This window comes from Streptomyces sp. NBC_00258 (assembly GCF_036182465.1).
Lineage (GTDB): Bacteria > Actinomycetota > Actinomycetes > Streptomycetales > Streptomycetaceae > Streptomyces.
This window is the reverse complement of the sequence record NZ_CP108081.1, coordinates 10,200,419-10,213,542: the sequence shown is the minus strand read 5'-3', so window position 1 is coordinate 10,213,542 and position 13,124 is coordinate 10,200,419. Positions and strand designations below refer to the sequence as shown.

Annotated in this window: 11 protein-coding genes; 3 read left to right on the top strand and 8 right to left on the bottom strand. The window is 67.0% G+C overall.

The genetic code is table 11. The features are described 5' to 3' along the window. Nucleotides 1-37 precede the first annotated feature (37 nt). The 6 genes from OG718_RS45255 to pqqA are packed head-to-tail and all read right to left on the bottom strand — an operon-like array spanning nt 38 to nt 4,487. Complete coding sequence (locus tag OG718_RS45255) at nt 38-1,156, bottom strand: PQQ-dependent sugar dehydrogenase (RefSeq protein WP_328846894.1); 1,119 nt, start codon at nt 1,154-1,156, stop codon at nt 38-40. A gap of 39 nt (nt 1,157-1,195) precedes the next feature. Continuing rightward, on the bottom strand, nt 1,196-2,326 hold the full coding sequence (gene pqqE / locus OG718_RS45250; protein ID WP_328846893.1) for a pyrroloquinoline quinone biosynthesis protein PqqE: 1,131 nt from the start codon (nt 2,324-2,326) through the stop codon (nt 1,196-1,198). Further along, nucleotides 2,323-2,727, bottom strand: coding sequence for a pyrroloquinoline quinone biosynthesis peptide chaperone PqqD (pqqD, locus tag OG718_RS54495; protein WP_443055263.1), 405 nt, complete (start codon nt 2,725-2,727; stop codon nt 2,323-2,325). Before pqqD ends, pqqE begins: the two co-directional genes overlap by 4 nt. After that, on the bottom strand, nt 2,724-3,458 hold the full coding sequence (gene pqqC, locus OG718_RS45240; protein WP_143633141.1) for a pyrroloquinoline-quinone synthase PqqC: 735 nt from the start codon (nt 3,456-3,458) through the stop codon (nt 2,724-2,726). The genes pqqD and pqqC overlap by 4 nt, the downstream gene beginning before the upstream one ends. Further along, nucleotides 3,455-4,345, bottom strand: a complete 891-nt coding sequence (gene pqqB, locus OG718_RS45235) for a pyrroloquinoline quinone biosynthesis protein PqqB (protein ID WP_328846892.1) — start codon at nt 4,343-4,345, stop codon at nt 3,455-3,457. The genes pqqC and pqqB overlap by 4 nt, the downstream gene beginning before the upstream one ends. A 10-nt stretch (nt 4,346-4,355) precedes the next feature. After that, a complete protein-coding gene (gene pqqA / locus OG718_RS45230; protein WP_186001056.1) occupies nt 4,356-4,487 on the bottom strand; it encodes a pyrroloquinoline quinone precursor peptide PqqA in 132 nt (43 codons plus the stop codon). A 368-nt stretch (nt 4,488-4,855) separates the two neighbouring features. Here pqqA and OG718_RS45225 point away from each other — a divergent pair, with 368 nt between their 5' ends. Both OG718_RS45225 and OG718_RS45220 read left to right on the top strand, forming a co-directional pair. Next, nucleotides 4,856-5,596 (top strand): class I SAM-dependent DNA methyltransferase, encoded by a 741-nt coding sequence (locus OG718_RS45225; RefSeq protein ID WP_328846891.1) that lies wholly within the window; start codon nt 4,856-4,858, stop codon nt 5,594-5,596. A 330-nt stretch (nt 5,597-5,926) separates the two neighbouring features. Continuing rightward, complete coding sequence (locus tag OG718_RS45220) at nt 5,927-6,949, top strand: DNA-directed RNA polymerase subunit alpha (RefSeq protein WP_200400102.1); 1,023 nt, start codon at nt 5,927-5,929, stop codon at nt 6,947-6,949. A 47-nt stretch (nt 6,950-6,996) separates the two neighbouring features. Here OG718_RS45220 and OG718_RS45215 read toward each other — a convergent pair whose 3' ends face one another. Continuing rightward, nucleotides 6,997-7,260, bottom strand: a complete 264-nt coding sequence (locus OG718_RS45215; protein WP_328846890.1) for a hypothetical protein — start codon at nt 7,258-7,260, stop codon at nt 6,997-6,999. Between the two features lie 885 nt (nt 7,261-8,145). After that, the gene (locus OG718_RS45210) at nt 8,146-9,147 is read right to left on the bottom strand and encodes a hypothetical protein (protein ID WP_328846889.1); all 1,002 of its coding nucleotides are present in this window, start codon (nt 9,145-9,147) and stop codon (nt 8,146-8,148) included. Between the two features lie 477 nt (nt 9,148-9,624). Between OG718_RS45210 and OG718_RS45205 the strand changes: the two genes are divergently transcribed. Then, nucleotides 9,625-12,357 carry an NACHT domain-containing protein gene (locus OG718_RS45205; protein WP_328846888.1) on the top strand — a complete coding sequence of 911 codons (2,733 nt, stop codon included), beginning with the start codon at nt 9,625-9,627 and terminating at the stop codon, nt 12,355-12,357. The last annotated feature ends 767 nt before the right edge of the window (nt 12,358-13,124 follow it).

Genomic DNA, 13,124 nt, shown 5'->3' with positions numbered 1-13,124 from the left:
CGGAACTCGGTGGTCGGCCCAGGGGCCACCCGGGCGGTCAGCCCAGGGTCACCCGCAGGACGCGGTCCGCGCCGTCCGGCTCGCCTCCGTTGGCGTCGGCGTTGGTGGTCGCCAGCCACAACTGTTCACTGCCGGGGACCTTGACCACCGTACGGAGCCGGCCGTACGTACCGACGTAGTACGCCGTCGCCGTGCCCACGTTCTCGGTGTCGCCCTCGATGGGGATGCGCCAGAGGCGCTCGCCGCGCAGAGCGGCCATGTAGACGACGTTGTCGGCGATGGCGATGGCGCTGGGCGAGGCCTCACCGGTGGTCCAGGTCTTCTTCGGGTTGGTCATCCCGGCGGTCGAGCAGGTGCCCTCGCAGGTGGGCCAGCCGTAGTTGGCGCCGGGCTTGATCAGATTCAGTTCGTCGAACCGGGAGTTGCCGAACTCGGCCTCCCACAGCCGCCCGTTGCGGTCGAAGGCGAGCCCCTGCGGATTGCGGTGGCCGAGACTGTAGACGTAGTTGCCGAAGGGATTGCCGGGGGCCGGCTGCCCGGAGGTGGTCAGGCGCAGGATCTTGCCGTTGAGGGAGTTCCGGTCCTGGGCGAGAGCCGTGTTCTGGGCGTCGCCGGTCGTGGCGTACAGATAGCCGTCCGGGCCGAAGGCAAGCCGTCCGCCGTTGTGGTACCGGGCCTTGCTGATGCCCTGGAGGATCACCGTGTAGCCGGTGAGCGAGGTGCCGTTGTACGTCATGCGGGCGATGCGGTTGCCTTCGGCGGCGGTGTGCATGAAGTACACGTAGCGGTTGGTGGCCCAGCCGGGGTCGACGGCCACGCCCATGAGGCCGCCCTCGCCGTTGGTGGTCTGGCTGTTGGGCACGGTTCCGACCTGGGTCTTCGTGCCGTCGGGGGTGACCTTCCAGACCCGGAAGTCGTCGCGCTCGGTGACCAGGGAGTGGGAGCCGTCGGGCAGCCAGCCGACGCCCCAGGGGACGGTCAGCCCGGTGGTGATGGGGGTGACGGAGGTCGGTACGCCGGCGGCAGCCGCCGGGGCGCTGGTGTCGGCCTGGGCGGTTCCGAGTCCGGTGACTCCCGTGAGCAACAGCCCGGTCAGGGAGAAGGCCACGCCCGTGGTCAGCGCTCTACGGGACGTGCGTTTGCTGGTCGTTCGCATCGGTCCTCCAAGTGGGGGTTGGAAGGGATCTGGTGTGGGTCACACCCTCCGAGGGCCCTGCGGGGCGCCTCGCGGTGGATGGGAGCGGGGGACCGTCGGCAGGTCGGTCCGCGAGACGGGAGCATCGACGAGCGTCCGTACCAGACCGTGGTCGGGGGACAGTCGGCACACGGGATCGGTGCGGGAGGCGTCACCCGTGAGCGCGTACGCCTGGCAGCGGCAGCCGCCGAGATCGGTGTCCCGCTCGGGGCAGGAGCGGCAGGGTGCGGCCATCCAGTCGGTGCCGCGGTAGCGGTGGAACGCCGGTGATTGGCGCCAACTCCACTCCAGGGAACGGTCTTTGATGTTCGGGGCGTCGAGCCCCGGCAGTGTGGCGGCGGCCGGGCAGGGCAGCACTGTGCCGTCGGGGGCCACGGTCAGTGAGACGGCACCCCAACCGCCCATGCAGGGCTTGGCGATCCCGTCGACGTAGTCGGGCACCACCCACACCACGTCAACCCGTCCGGCCAGTTGCTCTCGCCGGGCCTCGACGACGGCCCGTGCCCGGTCGATCTGCTCCCGCCCGGGCAGCAGCCGGTCCCGGTTGACCAACGCCCAGCCGTAGAACTGGGTGTTCGCCAGCTCGATCCGTTCGGCGCCCCAGTCCACTGCCAGGTCGAAGAGGGCGTCGATCGCGTCCAGGTTGTCCCGGTGGAGCACGACGTTCAGGCCCAACGGCAGTCCGGCCTCCCGGACCAGGGCCGCCGCCTTCTGCTTGGCGGCGAAGGAGCGGGTCCCGGCGATCCGGTCGGAGGCGGCGGATTCGGCGTGCTGCACGGAGAGTTGGACGCTGCGCAGCCCGCGGTCCGTGAGGGCGGCCAGCCGCTCCCGGGTCAGGCCCACGCCACTGGTGACCAACTGGGTGTAGATGCCCGCCGCGTCGGCCGCCTCGACGATCTCGGGCAGGTCGCGCCGCAGCAGCGGTTCACCGCCGGAGAGGTGCGTGTGGACGACGCCCAGCTCACCGGCCTGGCGCATGACGTCGACCCACTCGTCGGTACGGAGTTCGGCGGATCTGCGGACCAGTTCCAAGGGGTTGGAGCAGTAGGCGCAGTGCAGCGGGCAGCCGTGCGTGAGTTCCGCGAGCAGCGCCCAGGGAGGGGCGATGGGCGCGGCGGGCGTCTCGGTCATCGGATCCAGCCCTCCTCGCGCATCCGCCCCAGGAACTCCGGAACCTCCGTGGCGACGGACGCGCCGGGAAAGCGCTCGGCCAACTCGGCGACGATCGCCGCGACTTCGCGTCGGCCGTCGCAGAGCCTCAGAACGGCGCCCGCGCTGCCCCGCAGCACGACCACACGTTCCGGCATGAGCAACAGGTCGGTGCCGCGCACCCGGTCGTGCCGGAGCATGACGGACCGGCTCAGCACCGGGCTCCATCCCTCGGCGCCCGCAACGGTGACTTCGCCCACGCCGACGAGCTCGTTCTCGCCCGCACCCGCACCCGCACCCGCGTGCCCGCCCGCGCCATCGCCCTCGTCCTCGCTCTCGGCCGGGGCGCGGGCGCCGGGAGGCGCCTCCCGCACGGGTTTCATGGCCGCTCCCCCGCCCCGTCCACGGCATCGAGCAGCGACCACAGCACCTCGCACTTGAAGCCGAGCGCGGCGACGGCCCGTTCCTGCTCCTCGCGGGTGAGCGCCCACCGTTCGACCAGTGCGAGCGCCTCTGCGCTGTCCCGGCTGCCCTGTTCGACGCGGGTACGGAAGTAGGCGAGCCCCTCGGCCTCGATCCACGGGTAGTGGTGTTCGAAGGCGGCGATGCGGGTGCGCATCAGTCCGGGAGCGGACAACTCGGTGAGAGAGGCGGCGACGGCCTCCAGCGGTGACCTGAGCCGGCAGAAGTTGACGTATCCGTCGACGGCCAACCGCACCCCGGGCAGTACGTCCTCGGCCGACCACAGCCGTTCCCGGTCGAGCCCGGCCGCCTCGCCGAGCCGCAGCCAGCGCTCGATGCCGCCTTCCCCCTCCCGTACGCCGTCGTGGTCGACGATCCTGCGCAGCCACATGCGGCGCAGTGCCGGGTCCTCGAACTTGGCGAGGATCAGGGCGTCCTTGACGGGGATGTGCCGCTGGTAGTGGAAGCGGTTGGCGATCCAGCGGCGCAGCTCGACCGGGGTCAGTGCGCCTTCGTGCATCCGTACGTTGAAGGCGTGGCGGTCGTGGTACCGGGTGGTGGCGATGTCGCGCAGCCGCTCTTCGAACTCCGGGCGGCTCCAGGGGTCCTGCCGTTCCTGGGCGGTCGTGTCCCGTACAGGTGTTGTCGTCACAGCTCGATGACCATTCCGTCGGCGGCGACCTCTAGACCCCGGTCGGCCAGCTGTTTGTACCGGTCGTCGTCCGGGTCGGTCAGGGGGTTGGTGTTGTTGAGATGCGTGTACAGACAGCGGGCGCGCAGCCCGCTCATCCGGTGGGCGGTGCCGGCTGCCCCGTCGATCGGCAGATGTCCCATGCCGCTCGCGGTCCTGCTGGAGATCCCGGTGCGGACGGGCTCGTCCTCGTCCCAGAAGGTGCCGTCGACGATGACGCAGTCGGCGGCCTCGGCGGCCTCCTCCAGGGCGTGGGGCCAGGCGGCGAGCGCGGGGCCGTAGACGAGGGACTTCCCCGTGGCCGGTTCGCGGAGCACCAGGGCGACCACCCAGCGCGGGTCGTCGTCGCCCGTTCCCGCCGCGTACCGGGGGCGTTTGGCGGCGACGGGCACGGCGACGGCCTCCAGTTCCGGACCGAGTGGCAGCGCAGTCGTGCCCAACTCCCGCCAGAGCAGCTCTGTGTACGGTCCGAGCACGGCTCCGAGGCGCGGGCCGGCGAGCAGGGCCTCGCGCACCGGTGCGGTGGCGACCAGTTCCACGCCGTCCGCCTCGCGCAGCCGCGCGACGCCGAGGGTGTGGTCGAGTTCGGCGTCGGTGAGGACGACACCCGCGACCGGCGTCTGCCGGGCGCCGGGACCGGGGTGCAGGGCGGGGGTGTCCTCGATCTGGTCCCCGATGTCGGGGGTGGCGTTGACGATGTACCAGCGACCGGCGTCCGCCCGCACGGCGAGGGACGCGTGGCGGCGGCGCCGCTCCGGATGGGCGCGTGCCCCGGCGCAGCCGGGACACGCGCAGTTCCACTGGGGCAGTCCGCCGCCCGCCGCGGTGCCGAGCACCTGCAGCAGCACAGCGGCGGGATTACCGCGTGACCAGTGCGTACGCCGTCACTTCGAGCGCGGTGTCGACGACCTCGTACTCGGGCGACTGCCAGCCGGTCCCACCGGTGACGGTGGGACCCGACCGGTCCTGCGTCTCCTGTGTCCGGCGGATCTCCTGAGGCTCCCGGATCTCCTGCATGTCTGTTCCTGCCTTCCTGCGTGGGGGTTCAGGATCGAACAGATCATCACTGGTGTACCTGGACAGACTGGACACGGCGTTCATAAGAGTGCTTCGCGTTCAGTCCTCTGCTCCAGCATCACCATCTGACGGAACACGGTCAATCACTCGAACCGAATCAGATCCGATCCGACTCGATCCAATCCAACCCGGTCCAATTCGATCCGTGACGGGTGACGCGCGTCGACGCCGTCGCCGAGCGAACAGTCGGGCATCGCACCGCCCGGCCCGTCGCACGGCGGAAGGAACCGGACGGAAAATGCGTCGACATCACCTCGCCGTGCCCGGCAAGGTGACTGCTCGTGACGAGCAGTGAGCTGTGGACCCGTGCGACCGCCGACCGCTACGACGCCGAGGAGAGCGAGAATTCCTCGGCTGCCGATCTGGAGCCGACCCTCGCCTTCCTCGCCGACCTCGCCGGAGACGGCCGGGCACTGGAGTTCGCGATCGGAACGGGACGGGTGGGCGTCCCGCTCCGGGAACGCGGCGTGCCGGTAACGGGCATCGAGCTGTCCGAACACATGGCGGCGGTCCTGCGGCGCAAGATCGACGAGGAGACGCTCCCGGTCACCATCGGGGACATGGCCACGACCGTCGTCCCCGGCAGTTTCACGCTGGTCTACCTCGTCTACAACACCATCACGAACCTGCTCACGCAGGACGAGCAGGTCGAGTGCTTCCGCAACGCCGCGCGCCATCTGACGCCCGGCGGCCGATTCGTCATCGAGCTGGGCGTGCCGCCGCTGAGGTTCCTGCCGCCGGGACAGCTGGCGGTGCCGTTCGACGTGTCCGAGCGGCACATCGGCTTCGACACCTTCGACCTGGTCCAGCAGCTCCTCGTCTCGCACCACTTCACCCGCGAGGGCGACGACGGCCGCTACCGCCGCGACACTTCACGGCACCGGTACGCATGGCCTGCGGAGCTGGACCTGATGGCCCGGCTCGCGGGGCTCGAACCGGAACGGCGCGTCGCGGACTGGTCCGGGGCACCGTTCACCGAGGACTCCGCGAAGCACATCTCGGTATGGCGCAAACCGAACTGAGACGGTGGTGTGGCCGCACCGGGGCTGCCCGAGAAACAGCCGAACCTGACGGTCGGCACCTTCCCGGTTCGCCGCAGGTTCGAGTCCACGGCCCGAAAGGGTGCGTTTCCCATTCACGAAAGGGGTGCGTTTCCCACCGAAAACCGACTGCCGTACGAGACGGCCGGAGCCGAGTCCTTCCTGGTGGCGGAAGGAAGGCCCGAAGTATCCTCGTCGGGTCGGAGACGGCGGTTCGGCCTCCCCTGAGACCGGATAGCCCGGAACGCCCGTACCCTTCGAGGTGTCTACGGCGTCACATAGCGGGCGCCAAACCACTGGAGGCAACACCTCGTGCTCATTGCTCAGCGTCCGTCCCTGACCGAAGAGGTCGTCGACGAGTTCCGCTCCCGGTTCGTGATCGAGCCGCTGGAGCCGGGCTTCGGCTACACCCTCGGCAACTCGCTCCGTCGTACCCTCCTCTCGTCGATCCCCGGCGCTGCTGTCACCAGCCTCCGCATCGACGGTGTCCTGCACGAGTTCACCACCGTGCCGGGCGTCAAGGAGGACGTCACCGACCTGATCCTCAACATCAAGCAGCTCGTCGTCTCCTCGGAGCACGACGAGCCGGTCGTGATGTACCTGCGCAAGCAGGGCCCGGGTCTGGTCACCGCCGCCGACATCGCGCCCCCGGCCGGTGTCGAGGTCCACAACCCCGATCTCGTCCTCGCCACGCTCAACGGCAAGGGCAAGCTGGAGATGGAGCTGACCGTCGAGCGCGGTCGCGGCTACGTCTCCGCCGTCCAGAACAAGCAGGTCGGTCAGGAGATCGGGCGCATCCCGGTCGACTCGATCTACTCGCCGGTCCTCAAGGTCACGTACAAGGTCGAGGCGACGCGTGTCGAGCAGCGCACCGACTTCGACAAGCTGATCGTCGACGTCGAGACCAAGCAGGCCATGCTTCCGCGTGACGCCATGGCCTCCGCCGGCAAGACCCTGGTCGAGCTGTTCGGGCTCGCCCGTGAGCTCAACATCGACGCCGAGGGCATCGACATGGGTCCGTCCCCGACGGATGCCGCGCTCGCCGCCGACCTGGTTCTGCCGATCGAGGAGCTCGACCTCACGGTCCGCTCCTACAACTGCCTCAAGCGCGAGGGCGTCCACTCCGTGGGCGAGCTCGTCGCCCGCTCCGAGGCCGACCTCCTGGACATCCGAAACTTCGGTGCGAAGTCCATCGACGAGGTCAAGGCGAAGCTCGCCGGCATGGGCCTGGGCCTCAAGGACAGCCCGCCCGGATTCGACCCCACGGCCGCCGCCGACGCCTTTGGCGCCGACGACGACGCGGACGCGGGCTTCGTGGAGACCGAGCAGTACTGACACGCGAGGAGGGCGTCCGCTCAGGCGGACGCCCTCTGCCTGCTTGCTCAGGATGAGCCGACCGGCACCTCGCCCGTTTTGTCCGTGACGCCAACTTCCATCAGCGCTGCGTCGGTTGTTCCGCGGTGGACGAGGCCGGACGAGTCGAAGCCCCAGGCATAGCCCTTCGGGGCGCCCTTGAACGCAAGACCGACGTCCTCCCGCCCCGCCGCATCCCGAACGTGGCCCACGACGCGCCCGCCCGGCACCTTGCCCATGGCACGGTAGAGCCCGGCACTGAGATCGGGCAGCGGCGTGACCTCGGCGACCATGGACGGCTCCGAGGTCCTCGACGACCACTTCCGTGGGGCGGCTCGCTGCCACGCTCTCGGCGTCGCCGGAGAGCTTCTTCAGCAGCGCGTCGGGATGAGTGGCTGCCGGAAGCCCAGGCATGCAGTGCCGCTCATGGTCATCGCGTCCTTGTGGGACGAGTCGGGTTCGCCGGTCGAGGACAGCCCGAGACTTCCTGAGAGCGTCCCGCTTGCCGTCCACCGACTTTCCACTGGTCTCGCCGGATTGTGCCCTCGTACGCCACCAGGGCGGGCGTGAAGAGCCCCTTGGCGTCATTCGGAGGCGTCGCTGGCCAGCCCAACTCGTCCGACGACCCCTGCAACCTGGTGTAGATGAACTGGCCGTCACGTACCGCGACCGCCGGGCAGCCGACCGCCGCCGGGGCGATCCGGTCCAGCAACTGCGTTGCTTTCCGCCGCCAGCGACACGATGTCATCGGCCATAACCTGCCGGTCATCCACACGGCATGCCGGTGAACCACCGAAGCGTGTTCGTCAAAGAGTTGCCTAACGCATCCGGATCCCCGGCTCGCACCCGGGCCCGCAGTGAAATCTCCACACTCCTCTCTGCCCTCTACGAGGACCGCGCTTCGGTAAGCCACGTCACACCATGACCGGAGCAACCTCACACAGCACCGGACCGCCACAACCACACCGACCATTCGCGGGTGAAGAGCCTGGGGCCTTGCCGGGCAGATTTCGCCACGCCACTGAGCGGTCAACTCCGGAGGCGCCCTGACCGGTCCATTGCCGGGATCGAGTTCCGGGCGCCTGCCCGGCTTGCGGCATAGAAGCCGGGACATCCCCCGTGAGGTTGTCCGTTTCGGCCCGTCTCGCTCGCAGCCCGGCCCCTCGTCGAGGGCCCGTTCAGGATTCGTAGCCCTTGGTTACCACAAACGCCGTCCCCACGAGCGCTGCTCCCACGCGCGTATCGGCCCATTCGGCGAGCACTTTCGGCTGCTCGCCGACGAAGCGCAGCAGGCCTGTGATGTCGTCGGTGTCCGGTGAAGTGGGGAGCACACAGCGGATCACGGTGCTGCCCGTTGCACTGCTGTGTTCCCCGTATTCCTCCTCGGGATCGTCCGGCTCCCAGCGCCCGACCTCGATCTCCCAGGAACCATCCGCATCGTCGTCGCCGGGTACCGGCGCTTGCACCGTCACGAAGAAACCGTCCGAGTCGTAGGGCTCCGCGAAGATCTGGCTACAGGGGTCGTCCAGTGAAGCCCACATGCCGGCGCACCGAGAATGAGCGGTGACCAGCACCCGCAGGTTGGCGACAGCCTGCTCGCGCTCTTCCGCAGTGATCCCGGCCTCCCGGCGGTCCAGTTGCTCGCGCGTCTCGTGGTTCAGCGTGTCCATTCCATCGTCGTGCTTCACGAAGGCATGGCCGAACTCCCAGTGGCGCGAGTTGTCCGTCTCAGGCCCTGAGTTCTGCCCCGAGAACTCGGCGACTGCGGTACGCAACCCGCCTTCCTCCACCTTCAGTTCGGCACGGATCGCGATCTTGATCGTGTCGGGCACGGCAATAAGGGCATCCTCCAGATCAGCCAGCGCCTGGTGAAGTCGCAGACAGACGTACTCGTACCAGAGACTGTGCGCGCCGCTCACAAGACCGGCACGGGCAGCCGGATCCGTCAGCGCCGCCAGGTGCTCGCTCGGGTAGTAGCCCGAACGACGTTCCCGACGGTCGTGGACACTGACCGGGACTGTGGCAAGGGCAGAGATCCGGTTGAGAGCGTCGACGATCGGAGCCGCGAGTCGGGAGTCGCCGAGACTCGTCACAGTTGACGACACGACGCCGTCCAACCCCTGGTAACTCGCGAGAATCTGTGTCTTCCCGCGGTTGGCGTGCTGGGAGTAGATGGTCAAGGGAATGCCTTTCGCCCACCCGGGAGACGACTGCCGGATGGATGGATGCGGAGGAGAGCGAAAGGAGGTGGTGGCGAGGGCGCTTTCCGACGCTCCATACCTCGATGTGACCGGCGGTGGCCCAGGCGCTGTCCCGGGCTCCTTGCCTGCCCGCACTGTAGACGGACGTTTTGCGTGCCACAAGCGATGCCGCCCCTGTCCGGCCGCCAGCGGCATCAGCGTGCAACGTCGACGGCCCCCGCGCACTCTCGGCCGCGCGTGCGCGCAGCCCCCTCACGGAGGATGGGCGCTCGGGACCGGACCGCATGGCCCAACCGAGCGTGCGGCATGGCTTCGCCGGACATGGCCTGCTCGTCTCGTGTACGAAACACACCCATGGTCACGAAACTGCTGAGACTCACAACCTCGGACAGTCGTCACCGGCAAGCTCTCTTCCCGTCGCCGGAGAGGCTATCTAATGACACTCGCTGTCTCCGATTGATCGTTTCACTGTCTTTCGATGCAAGGTATTTGGTTGAACAGCCATGGTGGGCCCAGGAGTTCTATGCTGAGGTCGACATGGAACCCGTGAGCATTGGGGCCCGGCTCGCCTCGAGCGTCGTCGTCCCGTTGGTGAAGAAACTGTTTGTGACGGACGGACCGGGTGCAGGCTTCGTCGACCGACCGGTGCGCATCTCCAAGATGGTGTCTTTCCATGGCGAGAAACGGACTCTCTCGGACAACGAACTCCGCAAGATCGCAGAGGAGTTGGTCGAGCGCGCGGCCCAGTCCACTGGCATGTCGGAGCGCCTGCCGGGCTTCGAGTATCGCGCAGTGGTGAACGCGGTCACGCACTCACTGAGTTCTCTGGGCCATGTCGACATGGACGACGTCCAAGCCGTCCAACTCGGATACCTGGAACTGTCTCGGCACCTTCGATCGGGCAATCAAGCGGCCACACTTGGACTTTCGAGTGATGCAGTTCTCCTGCATGCAAACGTGGTGGATACGGCCTGCCTGCACATCCTGCACTTCTTCACCACAAGGTCCACCTTCGTGCCCCGCACGCTCGTCGAGCAGAGTCGCCGGATCAAAGAACTGTCCTCGAAGATCGATATTTTGATCCTGCGAACGCCTTCCCCGGCAGACGGTGGTTTCGAAGAACGATATGCGCGCTATATCTCAAGGAAACACGGCAAGCTGACCATCTTCGGCCTTGATCTGCCGGGATCATCGGGCTCATGGCCTCTCGATGCGGCCTATCTGAGCCTTGAGGCCACAGGGACCACGGGCGACGACATTCCGCTGGTACTGCCTGCTGAGCAGGTCTTGGCTGGGCGTGACCGGGTGTTGTTGCGAGGCGTGGCGGGTTCCGGCAAGACCACACTCGTACAGTGGTTGGCGGTGAGCGCAGCCCGGAACGACCTCGACGAACGACTCCTCCACCTCCACGGCTTGGTGCCATTCGTTCTGCCGATGCGATCCCTGACCCGGGCCGGGGCAAGGCTGCCCACCCCGGACGAATTCCTTTCGGCGGTGGGCTGCCCCATCGCCCATGCCCAGCCCACGGGCTGGTACGACCGTGTGCTGACCGCGGGGCGTGGGCTGATGCTGGTCGACGGGATTGACGAGATGCCCGAGGGCGAACGCGAGGAAGCCCGCAACTGGCTGCGGGACCTCATCGGTTCCTACCCGAAGAACCGTTGGCTCGTCACTTCCCGGCCCTCGGCTGTCCGAGAACATTGGCTAGGGAGCGAGAAGTTCACGGAATTGGACCTGGCTCCTATGAACCGTGATGACGTCGCCGCGTTCATCAGGCGCTGGCACAAAGCGGCCGGCAGCGCAGACGCCTACGGCAAAGAACTGCTCTACGCCGTACGGGCCAAGCAGGAGCTCGCTCGACTCGCCACCAATCCACTCATGTGCGCACTGATCTGCGCACTGCATCGTGACCGGAGGGGCTACCTGCCCGACGGACGCAAGGAGCTCTACGACGCGGCACTGTCCATGCTGTTGTCCCGGAGAGATCGCGAACGCGGCATCTACAAGACTGGCGACATGCGTATCGGCGAAACCCACCAGGTGCAGCTCATCCAGAAACTGGCGTACTGGCTGATCCGCAACGGCCGCTCCGAGATGGACGCAAAGGATGTCCTGGACTTGCTGTCGCAAGCGTTGACAGCGATGCCACGCGTCGCTGAACAGGGCACAGTGAAGCAGATCTACCGGCACGTCCTCGTGCGAAGCGGGTTGCTGATCGAGCCAGTCGAAGGCACCATGCAGTTCATTCACAGAACCTTTCAGGACTACCTCGGCGCCAGGGCCGCCGTAGAGAGCCTCGATTTCGACTTCCTTGGCGGAAACGCCCACCTTGACCAGTGGGAGGACGTCATCCGCATGGCCGTGGCCCACGCTCGTCCGGCAGAACGAACTCGTCTGCTCACCGGGCTGATCGAACGCGGTGACACATCGCAGGACACGCGCCACAGACTCCATCTGTTGGCTGCGGCATGCTTGGACGACGCAACCGAACTCGATCCCGCCGTGCGAGCCGAGGTCCAGCAGCGTGCGGAAAAGCTCATTCCGCCCCGCTCGGTCGCGCAGGCCCGCGCCCTCGCAGAAGTCGGCCCAGTTGTCTTAGAACTGCTTCAGGGTCCGGAAGACCTCACCCCCGACGAGGCCTACTTCACCGTCCTCACTGCCGTCCGTATCGGTACCGACGCCGCGATCCCGGTGTTGACCCGTTTCCGTACCATGGAGGACCTGCGGGTACGCACCGAACTGGCCCTCACCTGGAGCCGGTTCGACACCGACCGCTACGCAGAAGAAATCATCGCGCACTTGCATGAGGATGACCTCTATTTCGTAGTTTCAAGCAGCCGGGAATTGCGGGCCCTGCGCCTCTTCGGAGGAAGATCCTTGTTGAAAATCGCTTCTCCTCTCAGCCCTGAAGAAATCAAAGAGTTCTGCGAAGCAGACCTTCTCTCAGGGCTATGTGTCGCGGCAGATCTACGCTGCTCCTGGGAGTGGCTTGCCGCGTTCCCTCATCTGACCCACCTGACATTGGAAATCCCCCATCCCAACATCGACGTGAGTTCATTGCGGAATGTGCGCTCCCTCCGCGCGCTTAGGCTGCCCCCTACAGCAAGAGTCGTCGGGGCAGACCAGTTGTCCCCGAATCTGGAGATCACCCGCACAGACTCAAGGAACCAGATTGGCCATCCCATATGACGCACTCGGAGCGTGCGACTGTCCTCCGTTGGTCAAACAGAACGTGACCCGCAAGAGGTTGAAGCCTCCATTGGCTAACGTTGCTGTGGGCCATCGACAGGAGACCGGCCTCGTCGCTAAGTTACGCGTGCATCACACCAAAACCCTACGGGACCAACGTCCCGTCCAGGCCTGCAACCCGGTTCTGATGAAGAGATTCCGTAGCACTTGCGATCAGCTTGGTTGCGTTACGCATTAGGCTACGCCGATCAGGCGTAGTCGACTCCGGTGAGTCCGTGGGCCATCAAGTCGATCACCGCAAGGTGGATCATGGATTCCGAGTGGTGTGGATGGTCCCGTAGTCGGGAGCCGAAAATCCGCCCGATGGTTCACGTCGTTGGGATGATGGTGAATCCCTTGCTCCGCAGACTCTCGGACCACGTGGACGTCGATGCCCAGGCGGGTGCCGTGGCCGATGACGTTGGTGCGGTAGCCGGCGTCCGCCCACGCCTTGATCACCCGGGGCGTGAGCCGCTGCACTTCTCATAGTCGTCGCGGGAGCGCAGCAACTGGTTGACATACTCGGGCCACCGTCGCCGCCCACTGACCCTGGCTGGTCATTGCCGCCGACATCCCGACTCCGCATCGGCCGGGCGATCGGCATGAGGAACAGCATTTCGCAGGCCGGCACGCTGTCGAGAAACAGTGCAATCCGAGCCTCGCGCAGGCATTACGAACAGCGATGCTGTGTAAATGCCGATTATAGCGCGTACAGGAGGGCTGCCGAT